This is a genomic window from Nostoc sp. (assembly GCF_036919675.1).
GTDB lineage: Bacteria > Cyanobacteriota > Cyanobacteriia > Cyanobacteriales > Nostocaceae > Nostoc.
The window spans coordinates 95,545-113,272 of sequence record NZ_JBALCP010000102.1 but is presented as its reverse complement, the minus strand read 5'-3'; the positions used below and the strand labels follow the sequence as shown (position 1 = coordinate 113,272).

Annotated in this window: 12 protein-coding genes and 3 pseudogenes; 9 read left to right on the top strand and 6 right to left on the bottom strand. The window is 43.0% G+C overall.

Annotated features, from left to right (window positions below):
• Positions 1-639: 639 nt before the first annotated feature.
• Together V7K49_RS22875 and V7K49_RS22870 are read left to right on the top strand one after the other, a co-directional pair.
• Positions 640-1,134: an NUDIX hydrolase gene (locus V7K49_RS22875; RefSeq protein ID WP_335207634.1), complete on the top strand. Its 495-nt coding sequence runs from the start codon at positions 640-642 to the stop codon at positions 1,132-1,134.
• Between the two features lie 90 nt (positions 1,135-1,224).
• Entirely contained in the window at positions 1,225-2,037 is an 813-nt protein-coding gene (locus V7K49_RS22870; RefSeq protein ID WP_335207633.1) for an alpha/beta fold hydrolase, read from the top strand.
• A gap of 50 nt (positions 2,038-2,087) precedes the next feature.
• Here V7K49_RS22870 and V7K49_RS22865 read toward each other — a convergent pair.
• From V7K49_RS22865 to V7K49_RS22855, 3 genes and pseudogenes are all read right to left on the bottom strand, one after another.
• Positions 2,088-2,552: pseudogene (locus V7K49_RS22865) on the bottom strand (type II toxin-antitoxin system VapC family toxin).
• 8 nt (positions 2,553-2,560) lie between these two features.
• Entirely contained in the window at positions 2,561-3,043 is a 483-nt protein-coding gene (locus V7K49_RS22860; protein WP_335207632.1) for a hypothetical protein, read from the bottom strand.
• 83 nt (positions 3,044-3,126) lie between these two features.
• A complete protein-coding gene (locus V7K49_RS22855; protein ID WP_334873324.1) occupies positions 3,127-3,981 on the bottom strand; it encodes a pantothenate kinase in 855 nt (284 codons plus the stop codon).
• A 110-nt stretch (positions 3,982-4,091) separates the two neighbouring features.
• Between V7K49_RS22855 and V7K49_RS22850 the strand changes: the two genes are divergently transcribed.
• On the top strand, positions 4,092-5,816 hold the full coding sequence (locus V7K49_RS22850; RefSeq protein WP_335207631.1) for a diflavin flavoprotein: 1,725 nt from the start codon (positions 4,092-4,094) through the stop codon (positions 5,814-5,816).
• Between the two features lie 183 nt (positions 5,817-5,999).
• Positions 6,000-7,712: a diflavin flavoprotein gene (locus tag V7K49_RS22845; protein WP_335207629.1), complete on the top strand. Its 1,713-nt coding sequence runs from the start codon at positions 6,000-6,002 to the stop codon at positions 7,710-7,712.
• A 166-nt stretch (positions 7,713-7,878) separates the two neighbouring features.
• Here the strand turns inward: V7K49_RS22845 and V7K49_RS22840 are convergent, their stop codons facing one another.
• The 3 genes from V7K49_RS22840 to V7K49_RS22830 form a co-directional block, all read right to left on the bottom strand.
• Entirely contained in the window at positions 7,879-8,373 is a 495-nt protein-coding gene (locus tag V7K49_RS22840) for a hypothetical protein (protein ID WP_335207628.1), read from the bottom strand.
• Positions 8,374-8,641: 268 nt separating this feature from the next.
• Positions 8,642-8,968 carry an RNA recognition motif domain-containing protein gene (locus V7K49_RS22835; protein WP_190894729.1) on the bottom strand — a complete coding sequence of 109 codons (327 nt, stop codon included), beginning with the start codon at positions 8,966-8,968 and terminating at the stop codon, positions 8,642-8,644.
• A 266-nt stretch (positions 8,969-9,234) separates the two neighbouring features.
• Positions 9,235-9,777, bottom strand: a complete 543-nt coding sequence (locus tag V7K49_RS22830; RefSeq protein WP_335207626.1) for a phycobiliprotein lyase — start codon at positions 9,775-9,777, stop codon at positions 9,235-9,237.
• 1,157 nt (positions 9,778-10,934) lie between these two features.
• Between V7K49_RS22830 and V7K49_RS22820 the strand changes: the two genes are divergently transcribed.
• The 5 genes and pseudogenes from V7K49_RS22820 (at position 10,935) to V7K49_RS22800 (ending at position 17,695) form a co-directional block, all read left to right on the top strand.
• Positions 10,935-11,819 (top strand): efflux RND transporter periplasmic adaptor subunit, encoded by an 885-nt coding sequence (locus V7K49_RS22820; RefSeq protein ID WP_335207738.1) that lies wholly within the window; start codon positions 10,935-10,937, stop codon positions 11,817-11,819.
• Positions 11,820-11,894: 75 nt separating this feature from the next.
• Positions 11,895-14,591: pseudogene (locus tag V7K49_RS22815) on the top strand (efflux RND transporter permease subunit); the annotation flags it as partial.
• 107 nt (positions 14,592-14,698) lie between these two features.
• Positions 14,699-15,283 (top strand): annotated as a pseudogene (locus tag V7K49_RS22810) (efflux RND transporter permease subunit); the annotation flags it as partial.
• 407 nt (positions 15,284-15,690) lie between these two features.
• A complete protein-coding gene (locus V7K49_RS22805) occupies positions 15,691-16,221 on the top strand; it encodes a hypothetical protein (protein ID WP_334873339.1) in 531 nt (176 codons plus the stop codon).
• Between the two features lie 811 nt (positions 16,222-17,032).
• Positions 17,033-17,695 (top strand): hypothetical protein, encoded by a 663-nt coding sequence (locus tag V7K49_RS22800; protein ID WP_335207625.1) that lies wholly within the window; start codon positions 17,033-17,035, stop codon positions 17,693-17,695.
• The last annotated feature ends 33 nt before the right edge of the window (positions 17,696-17,728 follow it).

Genomic DNA, 17,728 nt, shown 5'->3' with positions numbered 1-17,728 from the left:
TCATTAATAAACAACAAAAAAGTCGCAACTAGGCATCACGTAGGCAATATCAGCTACCAATGTTATTGATATACTTGTAGCCTAGTGCAGCAATCAATACGCTTTAAACAATGTACTAGTCTACCGCATTCAACTTGTTATGTCAATAAAAATTTAGAATTATCCCCACCAGCTAGACGAAAAATACCCTTTCTTAGATTCAAATCTGTCAATATATATATAAATTTGCTAACTAATTGTTGTTCTTGGGACAAACCAATCAATCTTATCAAGAATTAGGTGGCGGTCTCAAACCCCGCTTAATTTTCTCTTCTAAATTCTGAATTCTGGATTCTAACTTATTATCCAGATTAATTTTTTGAATGTCTGCTGAAAAACTATTAGTGATAGCTGGTTTGGGCAAGACTAATGTTAGTTAGAAACTGAAAGATTTTATTATTTAACAAATATTATGTATATATAAATACAGTGCTTCTATTGAAACTTGATGTTAGAATTAGTAATATTCTACGTAAATCGTCAGAATAAAATCTCAAACCACAAACATTTTTGTATAAAACAAAACTCAACAAAAATTTTATTAGTTGAGGCTATGTAAGTGGTAGGGAACTATAGAATACAACACAGAAATTTTAAAGATTGAACGTTATTGCTTTTTTTCCGGCAGCTGTCCAGTCCACACGTAGCTTATGGCGGATTGGACAAACAGTATTGGGTATCATATTTCGTCATCCCATTACTGGCACTAGTATCATTCCAATTTTACCTGATGGTCGGATAGTACTGATCCGGCGACGTGATGATGGTCTTTGGGCATTGCCTGGAGGGATAGTAGATTGGGGAGAAGATATTCCCAACACAGTCCACCGGGAATTGATGGAGGAAACCGGGCTAGAATTGGTGAAAATTAATCGTTTGGTAGGAGTTTACTCCGCACCAGACCGTGATCCCAGAATCCACTCAATTTGTATTGTGGTTGAAACTGAGGTACATGGGACAATGGAAATTCATGATACTTTAGAAGTCATGGAAATCCAGGCTTTCTGTCCCAATTTTCTACCTTTAGGACAAATGTCTCACGACCATACTCGGCAGTTGCAAGACTACTTGAAAGGTTTGACAACATTGGCATAATAATATTTTGTCATTAGTCATTTGTCTTTTGTCAGATGCTAATGACTAATGACTATTAATTATGGTGCTAAAAGTTAACTACTAAATAAAATGGGTACACTATTCCGTAACTCCCGGAGAAAGCTCTCTCAAGGGCTGATATTCTGGCGTGAAGTCGGTGAAAAAACTCCTATAATTTTTTTACATGGTGCTTGGAATGAGAGCAGTCAATGGTTATCTGTGATGGAGTCCCTTGCACAAGATTTTCATTGCTTTGCACCTGATTTGTTAGGGTTTGGTGAGTCAGAGAATCCTAATATCCACCATTCGATAGATTTACAAGTAGAATGTTTAGCTGAATTTATGCAAGCTGTCAAGCTAGAAAAGGTGTATTTAGTAGGGCATTCTCTTGGGGGTTGGATTGCTGCTAGCTATGCTTTAAAGTATCCAGAGAAAGTTGATGGTGTGGTACTGCTAGCACCAGAGGGCGTAGAAATAGCAGGACAAGAACAGTATTACCAAAAGATGCGGCGATTACTGAACTATCCACCACTAATAGTTAAATTCTTGCGATCGCTCACTCCTTTGACTAAAATCTTAGGTTGGCATGAAAAAATTGCCCAGGACTTGCAGCTGCGTCAGACACTTTTGCCGTATCCCATAGGTTGTCAGTTACTTTTCAAACGGCGACAAGCAGAAATTGAAGCGGAATTAGTGCAAAAGCAGCTTTACATGATAGATGTCCCGGTTTTTATTTTACAAGGTGGTCAAGATACACCAGATGCTTTAGCTAAGAGCCGGGTTTATGCTCAACTAATGCCGAAAGTCGAGTTAAAAATGATTCCTCATGCCGGAAACGACTTACCAAAATCTTGTGCTGGGATTGTGGCGATCGAGATTCGAGATTTTATTAAAGGGAACTAGTAATTAGAGTCAAGCGGGTTACGTATCTCAAAAGCCGTAAACTCAACCAATTAAGCTAAATCATTGAGAGTTTGCTCCCAATCTGCTACACATATTCCTTCGCTTTCAAAGCGTGATATATGTCTCAAGTTTGTTGTTACAACTATCACCTAATCAAAACTCTTCAATTGGAGAATTGCTTGAGCAGCTAGAATTACATCACCATCCAAGCTGTCATTACTTGCCGTAGGCTTCCCTTGGTTTCGTACCCATGCCCATAGTTCGGCTGCTTTTCGCATCGTTTCGGGAGTCAGTGGTATGAGACAAATTTGGCTAAGTTTATTGAGGCGGTCTATACTCTTTTGTTTTCCTTGTCTCAATAGTTTACGCCGAAGCTCATAATCGGCTATTTCTGGTACACGTATAACAGTTTCGGTTTTCCCTAACGATCGCAACCACTGTTGGACTTTTGGGTTTGGTTTTGGATGCGTTACTTGACTCAAAGGATGAGTGTCTAGCAATACGGCTCTAGTCATCTGTGTTTTTACACTGACATCCGATTTTGATTCAAGCCAGTCTCAATTTGTGGGTAGGTTTGTTCATCATATCCCGATTCATCAGCCATCCATTCGTCAACCAATCCTATTACTTTTTCTAAGGTATCATCCACTTTTGCTTCCGATTCAGAAAATTGGGCAAGTTTATTTTGCCTTAATTCTTGTAACCAGGTTGGCAAGAGATTTGTTGCATTTGTTCTTGGTGTGTTTATGGTTGCAGGTGCAGCAAGGATGTCTACGTCGTTATTCTCATTACGAATGAATATATATCTACTAAAACTCCTAGTATATACAGTATTTTCAGGCATCTGAACGTTATACCAACGAAACAAAGGTAGTTGACCTTTGCCCAATGGCAACGATTGTCCCTCAATCAAGGCATCGACTCTTGCCCTAACTGCTAGCAATTCCGCTGAAGAAAGGGCATCCAATTGCTGCATAATTACATCTAGCTGTGAAGTTTTGGGCATAAGTTTATTTAGGGGTAAACTTCTCTTTTAATTCTATGCTATCTGGGTTTTGGCTTGTCTCTTTGCCGTGAAAATTCTGATTCCTATTCCTTATGCTCCATTACTATTTCCCGCATTCCCCAAAAAATTAAATTTGGTTCTACAATTAAACATGCTGCAATTTCAGGATATAAGGCTTGTAGATAGTTTAGTAATAAAGTGCGATCGCCCCCTTTAATTGCAATCTTCCCATTAGGAAATAATTGCCACCACGCCTCAATAAAATCTTTTATTCCAGCTAATAAAATATAAATAACTCCACTTTTAATTGCTTCTGTAGTATTCAGCGCAAAACGTGGTGGAAGAGAGGCAAAATTTTGCATTTCTACTAATGGTAATTGTCCTGTTTGTTGACCGAGACTCGCAAACTGCAAACTTAGTCCTGGCAGAATTGCACCTCCAATCAGACATTGATTATCATCCGCAGCTGTAAAAGTCAGCGCTGTCCCAGCATCAATCACTAACATTGGAAAACCCCACGTTTTCCCTGCACCCCACAAAGCTAAAGCGCGGTCAATTCCTAATGTGAGATAAACACCTTTTAGTGGTACTTGGTCTAAAGTAATAACGCGAACGTTGGGATAAATTTGCCAAATAGCAGTTTGGCTGGGAACTACGGAGGCTATGAGGACGGGAAGAGGGAAGGAAACGGAGAGGGGGGGAATGTTTGTGAGAGTGAAAAAATCACTTTGCTGATGAAGTGGAAAAATTTTCTCTAGAAAATCATCTAGGGTTTGACATTCAGCCAACTGCTGTATAACAGACTTAGGTAGATAGTCAGTATCCCAAGCTGAGGAAAGGGTCTCGCCTAGAAAAAATACCCAATGCAGCCGAGAATTCCCAATTTCCAAAGCTAGCCAAACATTCTCTGTTTGTTCTGGGTGCTTATGCGGTTTCACTGTTTTAACTTTTTTAAGTCAGTCATAGCTTTTTTAATAAAAATTAACATTCCAGCCGTGTAACAATAAACCTAGAGGAATAAATACTCAATTTGTCAAGGAGGGGAGTTATGGTAGCGCTCACCGAAAAAACTGAAAAACGGCTCACCATAGAGACTGTGGAAATCGCTCAAGAGACGACGGCTATTCGCTCTTTGGATTGGGATCGCGATCGCTTCGATATTGAGTTTGGTCTGCAAAACGGTACTACTTATAACTCGTTTATCATCCGTGGGGAGCAGACTGCCTTAGTTGATACCTCCCACGAAAAGTTTCGTCAACTATACTTTGATACGCTTACCGGACTAATCAAGCCAACAGAGATTGACTATTTGATTATCAGCCACACCGAACCAGACCACAGCGGTTTAGTTAAAGATTTGCTGCAAATGGCTCCAGAAATTACCGTTGTCGGCTCTAGGGTGGCAATTCAGTTTCTGGAGGATTTGATACATCAGCCATTCAAACGGCGGATTGTGAAAAATGGCGATCGCTTAGATTTGGGCAATGGTCATGAATTTGAATTCGTGATTGCCCCAAATTTACACTGGCCTGATACAATTTTCAGCTTTGACCACAAAACCAAAATTCTCTATACCTGCGATGCCTTTGGGCTGCACTATTGCTCAGATAGCACCTTTGATGAAGACTTGGCGGCTATCGAAGAAGACTTTCATTACTATTACGATTGCTTGATGGGGCCGAATGCACGCTCAGTTTTGTCTGCCCTGAAGCGGATGGCGGAACTAAAAACCATTAAGATGATTGCCACAGGACACGGCCCATTATTATCCCATAATGTTGAGGAACTAACTGGACGTTACCGCACTTGGAGCCAAACACAAACCAAGGCAGAAACAACAATTGGGATATTTTACGTTTCAGAATACGGATATAGCGATCGCCTTGCTCAAGCAATTGCCAACGGTATCGGGAAAACTGGTGTCGCCGTGGAAATTGTCGATTTGGGATCTGAAGTCGATTTACAAGAACTGCGGGAACTAGTTAGCCGCTGTACTGGACTGGTCGTTGGTCTACCTCCGGCTTCTGGCGCTGCTAGCATCCAAGCTGCACTCAGTACAGTTTTAGGATCTGCCAAAGAAAAGCAAGCCATCGGCGTATTTGAAACTGGCGGTGGCGATGATGAGCCGATAGATCCTTTGGTGAGTAAATTCCGCAATTTGGGTTTGACAACGGTTTTTCCAGCGATTCGGATTAAACAAACACCCACAGAAAATACCTACAAGCTGTGTGAAGAAGCGGGTACAGACTTAGCTCAATGGGTAACACGCGATCGCAGTATCAAAGCCATGAAATCTCTGGGTGCTGACTTGGATAAAGCACTTGGTAGACTCAGCGGCGGATTGTATATTATTACTGCCAAAAAAGGCGATGTTTCCAGTGCCATGCTAGCCTCGTGGGTGAATCAAGCTAGCTTCAAACCCTTGGGATTTTCCATTGCAGTCGCCAAAGATCGGGCAATTGAATCACTCATGCAAGTAGGCGATCGCTTTGTTCTTAACATCTTAGAAGAAGGTAATTTTCAACCACTAATGAAGCACTTTTTGAAGCGGTTCGCCCCTGGCGCCGATCGCTTTGAAGGAGTGAGAACCCAGCCAGCCGAAAATGGTGCCCCCATCCTCACCGACGCCCTCGCCTACATGGAGTGCGAAGTCGTCAGTAGAATGGACTGCGGCGACCATTGGGCAGTATACAGCACCGTCTACGCCGGACGGGTTTCTAAGCCAGATGCTTTGACTGCTGTGCATCACCGGAAAGTCGGAAACCACTATTAATTTGGGATTTGGGATTTGGGATTTTAGATTAATAATCCAAAATCCCAAAATTATCAATAAAGCATTTGTGCAGTATAGCCCTTCCTCCTTAATATCCAGAATTTGGATCTTTAATTAACAATCCAAAATCTAAAATCGTTCGACTGAGCGTAGCCGAAGTCTAAAATCTAAAATTTTTTTGCCATGTCAACAAACAAACCCCGTGACGTTCAAGTTTATCCAATAGCTACAGATACAAGAATACTGCGATCGCGCAGTTGGTCAAGGCTTAGATTTGAAATTGAATATGCTCTTGCTAAGGGTACAACTGCCAATTCTTATTTAATAGAAAGCGATAAAACTGCCATCATTGATCCTCCAGGGGAAACCTTTACGGAAATTTATTTAGAAGCTTTACAGCAGCGTTTCCATGTCGAAGAGTTAGATTATGTAATTTTGGGACATGTCAACCCCAACCGCGCTGCGACTTTAAAAGCTTTGTTGGAAATTGCCCCGCAAATCACTTTTGTTTGTTCTAATCCGGGGGCAAAAAATTTACGTGGGGCGCTGGAAAATCCAGATTTGCAAATTCTTGTCATGCGGGGAGAAGAAACTCTAGATTTGGGCAATGGGCATAATTTACAATTTATTCCTACCCCCAATCCCCGCTATGCAGATCAACTTTGCACCTACGACCCGCAAACAGAAATTCTCTACACAGATAAGTTATTTGGGGCGCATGTTTGCGGAGATCAGGTATTTGATGAAGGTTGGGAAATATATAACGAAGATCGGCGCTATTATTTTGATTGCTTGATGGCTCCCCATGCCCGTCAAGTTGAAACAGCACTGGATAAACTTGCCGATTTTCCCGTGCGAATGTATGCCAATGGACACGGGCCTTTGGTACGCTATGGCTTAATCGACCTGACTAAAGCTTATCGGGAATGGAGTCAACAGGAAACATCTGCTGACTTGACAGTAGCGTTGATTTATGCATCAGCTTATGGGAATACAGCTACATTGGCTCAAGCGATCGCTCGTGGGATCACAAAAGCTGGCATTGCCGTAGAATCGATTAACTGCGAATTTACTGAACCAGAAGAAATCCGGGCTGCTGTGGAAAAAGCCGGTGGTTTCATCATCGGTTCTCCTACCCTCGGCGGTCATGCACCCACACCCGTGCAAACAGCTTTAGGAATTGTGCTATCCACCGCTACTAACAATAAACTCGCTGGTGTTTTTGGTTCCTTTGGCTGGAGTGGGGAAGCGGTTGATTTAATCGAAGGTAAATTGAAAGATGCTGGCTATCGGTTTGGTTTTGACACCATCCGTGTAAAATTCAAACCCAACGATGCCACCTTACAATTGTGTGAAGAAGCTGGAACTGACTTTGCTCAAGCCCTGAAAAAAGCTAGAAAAGTGCGATCGCCAAGTCAACCTGCAACAAGTGTAGAACAAGCAGTTGGTCGGATTGTCGGTTCTCTTTGTGTTCTCACAGCCAAGGAAGGCGATCGTTCCAGTGCCATGTTAGCCTCTTGGGTGTCTCAAGCCAGCTTTAGTCCCCCTGGTTTAACCATAGCTGTAGCTAAAGAACGCGCAGTAGAAACACTGACACACTCAGGCAATAAATTTGTCCTCAACATCCTCAAAGAAGGGAATCATTTGGGTTTGATGAAGCACTTCCTTAAACCCTTCGGCCCAGGACAAGACCGATTTGCCGATGTCGCCGCCCAAGAAGCGGAAAACGGTTCTCCCATCCTTACGGACGCCCTAGCATATCTCGAATGTTCTGTACAAAACCGGATGGAATCTGGCGACCACTGGCTAGTTTATGCAACTGTCGAGAGTGGCAAAGTGCTAAATCAAGATGGCGTTACAGCCGTGCATCATCGCAAGTCGGCAACTCATTATTAATCAATTAGCCCAACTTCCTGATAAGTACGGAATTGTTAAATCCGTCCTTTATAGCAATCCTAAATGAGTCGTGAAAACCTCTGATTCCTCCTCTGCGTCTCTTTAGCCTCTGCGGTTAATTTATTTTTACAAATGATTTAGAACTGCTATATGACCGCATAAACGGTCAGTTATCATTTCGTAGGTTAATTGGGCGGATGTCGCGGATCTTGAGGGTTCTTTTGCCTGCGTTATCGTCGTCATCAATCGTGACCAGGTATTTCACGACCGTATGGTTTGCATTTCCACCAGTCACGGTGACAACAAATGCTGAGTAACTGTTAGTGTTTGTGCTACAACCACTTCGGTCATGGAAGGTTTGATTCCATTCACCAATATGGACACCCTCGCCTCGTGGCTGATCACCACTTTGTTTAATTTCATTGAGGAGAGCTACTTTCAGTTGAGATAGCTTTGATTTTTTATCAGCAAGCATAAGTAAAAGATACTTATCGCGATTTACCTTGTCAAGGTTGCCGCCGTTGCTGCATTTATCTTCGTAGTTGGCGTCAGCTGAATCCGGGCTGGTCATCACCAGTACTGGGATCTTGGGAGACTCAGCGGCGTGCCCACTTGTTGTCACTAGTGCGAGAACACATAAAGTAAAAAAACCAAAGCGCATTCAATTCTCCGAGGGTGAATTAGGATGTCCAATCAAGATTAACTGCAACGGACACTAAAGGACATATATTTACCCCGTGAGGCAAAACTTGGGGCTTCGCCGGCACACACTCCAAAACCCGCTGAAGTTTTATTTAGAGAATCATAGGTGCGGTTATGATTAGCAACTATCCGAAATTATTCATAGTTCAAGTTTTGCATAGAAAAGGCTCAAGCATTGCTGCCTGAGCCTTTTCTAGATTCAACTAAGTTGCTTTCGCCTATTTAGCTTAGTAGCGACCACCACCGCCACGGTTGTAGCCGCCGCCACCACCGCCACGATTACCACCACCACCGAAGGAACCACCTCGGTCTTCTCTGGGCTTGGCCTTATTTACTTTCAGGTCACGACCCAGCCATTCAGCTCCATCAAGAGCTTCAATAGCTTTTGTTTCTTCATCTTCCGAACTCATTTCCACAAAAGCAAAGCCGCGTAAACGACCTGTTTCACGGTCAGTAGGCAACTGAACACGTTTTACAGCACCATATTCTGCAAAAACAGCACTCAGCGCATCTTGTGTAACTTCATAGGAGAGGTTACCAACGTAAATTGACATTAAATGTCTCCAAAATCATAAGTTTGTAGAGATTTAGATTTCGGAGAGAAGTCTGTAATACCAAGAGGAAAAAGCCTGTCAATACTAAAAACAAACACTGTCGCCGAATTAATTCTCATTTCACTTCCCATGATGACATGGCAACTAATTTTCTGGAGTAAAGTTTGACAAAATGTTATAAAAAGTTATATAGCAGTTAATCGCTAAGTGCTGGGTAATACCAAAACGGGTGAAGCTATAGCTGCCAGCCACACCCACCCGATAAACTAATCCTCCACTCTCTTTTCTAAATATTGACCAATCATCAACTGCTCACCAGCACGGGAGATGATGGTCTGTCTGGTGCGGTATTTGCTGCCAATTAGCTTTAACTCTTCTTCAAACACTGAACCGTTGTATTCAGTTCGCAAACACAGTGTTTTCGGGTTGGAGAAATAATACTGGGCGGTGACTGGTTTGGATATGGCAAAACCGCGATCGCGATACAAAATGTTTCCCATAGCCCCAAATATCGTTGAACCTTGCGACTCTTTCCTGTCCTTGGCCACATCCGTACTTTCCCATGTAACTGCTGCACCACAGATCAAACTGACTGTATCAGCCAAATCGTGCATCTGAGCTAGCTTTTGCAATTCATCACAGCCCTGCTCTAGAAAATTGATCGTAACTATACTCTCCATCTCCTTGGTTTCTCCCTGAGGTAGGGTGTAATAGCGTCGTTGCGATCGCCACTTACCCGCTGATTCCTGGAAAAATTCCGAAATCTGGGATTCATCTGTAGTTTGGACAATTTTTAATAATGATGTCACTCGTAACTTTCCTCATTTAAGATTTGTGGCTGTAGTAAATATCGGTCTTTTCTTTGCTGTATATGCAATTGCTTGATCGAGATATTACAGCATCAAAAAAAGCAATTTATCTTTACTATTCTTAATATATCTAATCAACCGTAAAAATTACTAGGCATTTTGCTATAGTTAAGTTTTGGTATGTAAGCATAAGTATAGTTATTTGATACTGCCCATTTTAGAAGTAGGGGCGTGAAAGTCCGATATCTTCAGGAAACGCAAGTCTTCTACTAAGGGCAGATTGCAATAAATTTAAAAGTATTTATACTAAATTAATAATTGCATCGTCAGCGAAAAAATTGCCTCCTCGATGTAATGAGTTAAAGTGGTGAGAATTTTTTGCGATAAAAAGTAATTTTTGATACATAATTCTGCAAGAAGATAGTTAATTTACTCTCGCCGCTTTTCATTGGTCATAATGTCTCAAAATTACTTGGTAATGCACGGCTGTTTAATCCCAAAAGCTCCCCAAATAGGAGAAAAATAAATGATTTTGGACAGAAATAAGCCGCAAAAGCAGGCGAAAATCTCACCTTTCGCAGCCGCTAACCAGGTAATTAATACCCTGCTAGATTCAGTTGTGAAGACTGATGTGGCTGTCGCAGATGTAAAGAGTAGCGTTCACACAAAGGTGTCTTCTCCTTTTGCATCAATATTATTGATTCCCTGTTTGCTGGGCATAGGACTGCTGATGGCGAATTGCGGATCACTACCCAAGGAATCGGCTGATGCAGAATCTCAAAGTCCTGGTAGTGGACAACGTGGTGGTAGTGCAACGGCTGTAGATGTGGCGATCGCTCGAACTGATTTGCTGCAAAAACAACCAGAATATACAGGTAATACAACACCCTTTCGGATTGTATCAGTGCGATCGCAGGTGGAAGCCCGGTTATTGGCTTTGAACTTAGATGTGGGCGATTCGGTAAAGCTTGGACAAAACATCGGGCAGTTAGATGATGCCATACTTTTGACCGAATTAAAGCAAGCAGAAGCAGAACTAGCAGCCCTCAAATCAGAAGTAGCTAGGGCAACCAATCAGGTAAGCAATGCCCGTGCAAACGTTGAACGGGCGCGACTAGAAGTGGTACAAGCTCAGGCAGACTCACAACGCCAACAAAATCTATTTAAAGCTGGAGCGATCGCTGAACAAGTCGCTCAACGAGCACGTACCCAGGCGCAAACAGCTGCTCAGGCGCTGCGGGCAACTCAAGAACAAGTCCGTACAGAACAGCAAGCTTGTCGCTGCCGCTCAAGGCAGAGTATTGGCCCAACAGGCATTAGTTGCCCAAACCAAAGAGCGCAGGTCTTACGCTCAACTCACATCCCCGATCACTGGCGTAGTCACACAAAAGGTGACAGAACCTGGCAATCTTCTGCAAGCAGGTAATGAAGTCTTAAAAATTGGCGACTTTAACCGTGTTAAAGTCGTCGTCCAAGTTTCCGAATTAGAACTGGCACAAATTCAGGTTGGGCAGTCTGTACAAGTGCGCTTAGATGCCTTTCCGGATCAACCATTAATTGGCAGAGTTACGCGCATTTCTCCAGCTGCCGATGCCACCGCTCACTTGATACCTGTAGAGGTAGTGATTCCCAACACTCAAGGCAAGATTGGTAGCGGACTGCTGGCGCGAGTCAATTTTGAAAACCAGACACAACAACGGGTTGTAGTGCCGCAAACAGCTATTCAAAAACAAGCAGGCAGTAATAACTCCAAGGGTACAGGGGAGACGCAAACAAATGTGCGGCAGGACTCTTCTTTGCCTAACACATCTAGTACAGCAGAGGCAAAGTTACAAGACCAAAGTGGGGCAATATTTGTCGTCAAAGACATAGAAGGCAAAACGAAGGTAACAGCACGAGCTGTAATGTTGGGAAAAAGGGCTGATGGGAGAGTGGAAATTTTATCCGGTTTGCAAGCGGGAGAGCGCTATGTTGTTCGTAGTGGTAAGCCGTTAAAAGAAGGTGACACTGTAAGTCTTTCAATTCTTTCAGAAAAGCGATAGTAGGGTGAACAATAACCACCATACCAATGAAAAAAGTACTCAGTACTCAGTAGTCAGCACTTATCACTTAGGATCATGCAACAGGTAAATAATAATAATGGCAATGGCGGATTTAGCCTTAGTGCGATCGCTATCCGCCAACACATTGGCACACTCATGCTCACGGTGGCAGTAATTGTCATTGGGGTATTTTTTCTGACAACTATCCAAGTCGATCTCCTACCGTCAATTACCTATCCGCGAATTGGGGTTCGGCTAGAAGCCCCTGGTATTTCACCAGAAGTAGCAGTAGATGAAATCACCAGACCCTTAGAAGAAGCTTTATCGGCAACCGAGAATGTAGTGCAAGTTTTCTCCCGGACTCGTGAAGGACAAGTAAGCCTCGATTTATACTTCCAACCAGGGGGCGATATTGACCAAGCCCTCAACGATGCTACTGCTGCTTTTAACCGAGGACGGGGACAACTGCCAGATACGATAGAGGAGCCGCGCTTATTTAAAGTCGATCCCTCCCAATTGCCGATTTATGAATTGGCGTTGACATCTGCCTCGTTGCCAGGTGAAGATTTACGCGTATTTGCTGATGAACAGTTAACGCGTGAACTCAGTGTCGTACCAGGGGTTGCCTCAGTTGATGTATCTGGCGGTGCTGAAGAAGAAGTACGAGTGCTTGTTGACTTAAACCGATTGCAAGCTTTGGGTGTGGGGTTAAATGATGTATTAAATGAGTTAACAGCCCGTAACCAAGACACTTCTGGTGGCCGGATTCTGGGACAAAATTCTGAGCCATTAACTCGGACTGTAGGACGCTTCCAAAATGCCAGGGAAATTGAAAACCTCTCCTTGGAAGTTTCCTCTCCCTCTACTTCCCCTGCCTCCCCTGCCTCCCCTACACCTCCCCGCCGCGTTTATTTGCGAGACTTTGCGGAGGTAATTGATGATACAGAAGACCAGCGACTATTTGTTTACCTCAACCGTCAGCCTGCTGTGAAATTTTCAGTCCAAAAGCAGCCTGAGGCCAACACAATCACAGTTGTAGATGCTGTGAAGCGGCGAATTGAACAATTACGACAATCGGGTTTAATTCCAGCAGACATGACTTTGAGTCCCACCACAGATGAATCTCTCTTCATCCGCAATTCTTTAAATGATGTCATCTTTTCAGGGATTTCTGGGGCATTGTTAGCAGCAGCAGCAGTGTTGTTATTTTTGGGATCATTCAGGCAAACATTGATTATCAGTTTGACGATTCCGCTGTGTACTCTGGCAGCGATCGCTTTGATGAAAATATTTGGCTTGACTTTGAATGTGTTTAGTTTAGCAGGTCTGACATTAGGAGTCGGACAAGCAATTGACACATCGGTTGTGATCCTAGAAAACATTTCCGAAAAAACAGGCATGACTCCCAATCAGAGAGAGTTGGACAAACAGAGAGGGGGAGAAGAGGCAAAGGGGAGAAATCTCAATAAAAAATTCTTTATTGACAGTGCGATCGCTGCGTCCCAAGAAGTAGAATCTGCTTTAGTTGCTGCTACAGGTGCTAACTTAGTTTCTGTAGTGCCATTCCTCTTAATTGGCGGCTTTATCGCACTGCTATTTAATGAACTGATTCTGACAATTAGCTTCGCAGTTGCAGCATCTCTTGTCGTCGCAATCACAGTAGTGCCGATGCTGTCTTCTCGACCCTTGGGAATTCCTTGGTCGAGTCGGATCAGCGAATTTTGGCTGCTTAAACAATTTAATCACCGATTTGAAGATGCTACGCGGGGATACGGTAACTTCTTAACCAGAGTTTTACGCTATCGGCTCCTCGTAGTTACCGCTGCTTTGGTAATTTTAGGCGGTAGCAGCTTCTTTATGTTTGGTCAAATTCCCCAATAAATTTTACCCCGGATCAGTACTGGTCAAGCTAACTTGAGAGCGCAGTTTCCTCCCGGTACACCTTTAGCAACTTCTGAAAAAGTTATGCAAATTGTCGATGACATTTTGCTCAAACAACCAGAAACCGAGTCTGCTTTCACAACCGTGGGTGGTAATTTATTTGGCAGCAATACTACAGAAAATCCTTTACGTGCCAGCAGCACCATCAATCTTAAACCAGGCACAGATGTCGAAGCCTTCGTCAAAAAAGTAACTCAGGAATTTAACAAACTCAACTTAGCAGGAATTCTGCTGCGCCTCAATCCTGGTCAGGTGCGGGGTTTAATCTTGAGTAATTCTCCAGTGCAAGGGTCAGAAGTTGACGTGATTCTGCAAGGTGAAAATGAAGAAAACTTAACGCAAGCAGGGGCGCAAGTGCTGCAAGCTTTGCAGGAAAGGGCAAAATTAGCGACATTCCGACCAGATGCCGACCCCCGACAACCGGAAATCCAAATTCGCCCCGACTGGGAAAGGGTTTCGGCTTTAGGGTTGAGCGCCGGGCAAATTGGTGCAACAGTTCAAACAGCAATTGAAGGTTCAGTTCCCACGCAAATTCAACGCGGTAATCGTTTAGTTGATGTGCGGGTGCAGCTAAATAAACAAGCCATTCAGCGTCCTTCCCAGCTAGAGCAATTACCGCTATTTACAGGAAACAATCACCTAATCCGGCTTTCAGATGTTGCAAACATTCAAGAAGGTCAAGCCCCTGGTGAGGTGCAACGGATTAATCAGCGCCAAGCTTTTATTGTGGCAGGCAATCTCAGCGAGGGAGCTAGTCTTGGTGAAGCGATCGCAGAAGTCAACGAGGTACTCAAGGATGTAGACTTACCTGATGGCGTTTCAATTGTGCCTAGTACGCCACGGCGTAAATAGAGCAACCATTTAAAATCCCTAAAAAGCCCATTCCATAATACTTTTGACTTTTGACTTTTGACTTTTGACTTCCGCCTTGCGGTACTAGTTCTGCCCAAGAAACTAATCAGCAACTTCAGGATGCTTTAAAAACTTTGGGGGCGTTGGCAACGTTCTTAATCTTTGTAGTCATGGCGGTGCAATACAATTCGCTAATTGACCCATTGGTAATCATGTTCACCGTACCACTGGCGTTAGCTGGGGGAATTTTTGGACTTTACATTACCAAAACTGCAATTGGTGCAACTGTAATTGTTGGCGTTGTGCTGCTGGTGGGAATTGTGGTGAACGCAGGGATTCTAATGGTCGAACTAGCAAACCAAATTCGCGATGAAGAAGGTTGTACTCGCCAAATTGCGATCATGAAAGCTGCTCCTCAACGCTTGCGCCCAATTATCATGACCACAGTCACCACTATCTTGGGACTGTTTCCTTTGGCATTGGGCATTGGCGAAGGTTCCGAGTTTTTGCAGCCTTTAGGGATTGTAGTTTTCTTTGGAATGGCGATCGCAACAATGCTGACATTATTTATCATCCCCTGTTTTTATATCCTGCTGCACGATTTGCTGGGTGGGAATTGGGCAAAGCCAGTGTTTATCCGGTTACGTAGATTTACGAAAAAATTTATTTGAGTTCCTGAGAGGGATTAATAAAAAACTATCCCTCCTTTAATACTCAACCTTCCTTATCAAGTTTGTTTCTCTCTAACTCCTCCATTCATTGCCCATAACCCAACCTCCATGATGTTTATCCACAGGATTTTAAGAGCATTTAATAGCCCTTCGTCAGGACAAAACTGGCAAAGGGCTGGTTGGAAAAAGCATCTGACCACAGCATACTTAACGCTTATCAACTAGCTGTTGGTAGTTGTTACCGAAAAGTATCCAGTTATAAACTTTTCATGAAGTTGAATAAGTTTATTTGTTTATACATAGAATTGTCGGGAGTGGATACTACCGCAGTAGCCCACACTCACCCAAAATTGACAATTATTTCCAGTTAAGATCATCTACTGCTGAAATTACCAGGCTATTTGATTATGTTAGAGTCATTTATCCGCAGCCCTTTTAATCCTTTTGCCACGTTAACGATTTGTGTATTGTCGGCACTCACTATTCCGAACTTTGTGAATCTGCACAAAGCCGAAGCTGAATCTATAACGGATTGTCGCAAATTGGTGACAGGCACGTACCTTACGACAAACTCTGGTAACTTCGGTTCGTTTCGTGGGATTACAACGTTCACTCAAGATGGCAACTTTGTTTCCACTGCCTCAGTCCAAAGTAATGTTCCCCCTTTTCAACCTTTTGGTAATATACAGGGCAGTTGGAAGTGTACCTCCGACAGAGAGATTACTGCCACGGGACTCGACTTTAATTACCCAACAGCGACATTACCCGGCAAAATTACCAGAACCGATTATCGTGCAACATTTGATCCGAAAACTGGGATAGTCCAAGGAACAGTAACACTGAGGTTGTTCTCACTAAAGGCAAATCCGCTCAAAGATAATGTCCCGCTAGAGGGGACGTTCACTTTCACGGGGCAACGGATAAACCCTCCACAGTAACCCACTACAGGGAAAAGTGGTGGCGTAATCCCAAACAGAACCCTGTTTTACAATCCATTTGCTACCCTAAGACAATTTTTGGTCAGGCAATGCTGAATCCGAGTGCGTCTCGTAGAGAAGGCTGGCTACGCCTACGCCGAATCTTGATATGCATCATTCATTCTTGCCCCAGAATTTTAGTACAAATATATTTATTTAGATCCATCTACTTACTAGCGCCATTGTTCGTAGTCGGTGTAAACTAACGGCGATGAAAATGATGTATTTTTGATAGTTCTAGGACTTACGCAATCGTGACGAAAAACCAAGCCTTTGCGATTACTTCGCTTCGCTCGTAATGACGTAAAATCGTAGTCCGTGCGTAAGTCCTGAGTTCAAAGACGTAGTGTGACTTTAACAAACGTCAACTTTATTTTAGTAATAAATGCCCCAGCAGGCACTTATCAAGAGAATAAACGATACCTAACCATGAAATGGTTAGCATCCTAACGACAAATTAAATTTTGTCAGCATACTTGCACACTGAGAATCTAAATCAAATTTTTTTAATCCACATATTGCTCAATCTGTCAACGCATAACTTCTAATTTAGATTTTTTATAAAGATTGCGTGAAATTACTAGTTATGGTGATAAAGCATTACAAGAATTGCTTTATAAATCAACCTATGAGTAAATCTAAACTCACCAAGCAGGCATATATTAACCACTATTTATCTAGCAGGTAGATAGCAGTTTCAAAGTAAGTTTTGCTGTTTGATTTAACCTACGCGGTATCACATTCTCTCGCTCAATATGAAGAGGACACAAATATGACTACAATAGCAACCAAAATAGCCTTGTCTGTTCTAGGAGCAGCAGGAATTAGTTTTTTGTCTTTGACACCAGCCAGAGCCTTCATCTTGGTAGAACCGATTGTGACGACTAAAAATCAAGATATACTCGACACGAAAAAGCCAAGAACCCTTGGGCCAGAATATCAACCAGGGCAAATAGTAGAATATGGTGTCCCAGATGTGGCTAATAACTTTCTCAATGCCACCGGGTACGATATAAATAGCTTGGTCTTTGATTTAAAAACGCTGTCCTATAGTAATCAGAATTCTACTCCACCATTTGATAATGAACCAGTGCAGTGGGGAGATGTTAATGGAGATGGCAAGATTGGTTACTCCAATAACCCTGAACTAAAGAATATTTTTACAGACGTTACCATCAAAGATAACATCATCACTTTTAGTGGTGGCGTAATCCCAAACGGAACCCTGTTTTACAATCCATTCGCTACCCTGCCCAATCTAGCGCCAGGTGCTGGAATCATTCCATCAGTGCCACCAGAGAAAGTGGATAAAGATGGGCCGATCAGAGTGGCTAGCTATTATACTGCTGTTCCTGAATCAACTAGCGTTTCGAGTGTACTGCTCTTTGGCGCTTTAGGCGTAGCTTTAAAACTAAAGCGATCGCTACACTGTTAACGCTGTTACGGGGGACTGGGGATTAGTACAACA

Bases quoted from the DNA above. Each gene is read 5' to 3' on its own strand.
- V7K49_RS22805 (WP_334873339.1), top strand. From the start codon at position 15,691: ATGTTAGAGTCATTTATCCGCAGCCCTTTTAATCCTTTTGCCACGTTA.
- V7K49_RS22800 (WP_335207625.1), top strand. From the start codon at position 17,033: ATGACTACAATAGCAACCAAAATAGCCTTGTCTGTTCTAGGAGCAGCA.
- V7K49_RS22850 (WP_335207631.1), top strand. From the start codon at position 4,092: ATGGTAGCGCTCACCGAAAAAACTGAAAAACGGCTCACCATAGAGACT.
- V7K49_RS22835 (WP_190894729.1), bottom strand. From the start codon at position 8,968: ATGTCAATTTACGTTGGTAACCTCTCCTATGAAGTTACACAAGATGCG.
- V7K49_RS22870 (WP_335207633.1), top strand. From the start codon at position 1,225: ATGGGTACACTATTCCGTAACTCCCGGAGAAAGCTCTCTCAAGGGCTG.
- V7K49_RS22860 (WP_335207632.1), bottom strand. From the start codon at position 3,043: ATGCCCAAAACTTCACAGCTAGATGTAATTATGCAGCAATTGGATGCC.
- V7K49_RS22840 (WP_335207628.1), bottom strand. From the start codon at position 8,373: ATGCGCTTTGGTTTTTTTACTTTATGTGTTCTCGCACTAGTGACAACA.
- V7K49_RS22845 (WP_335207629.1), top strand. From the start codon at position 6,000: ATGTCAACAAACAAACCCCGTGACGTTCAAGTTTATCCAATAGCTACA.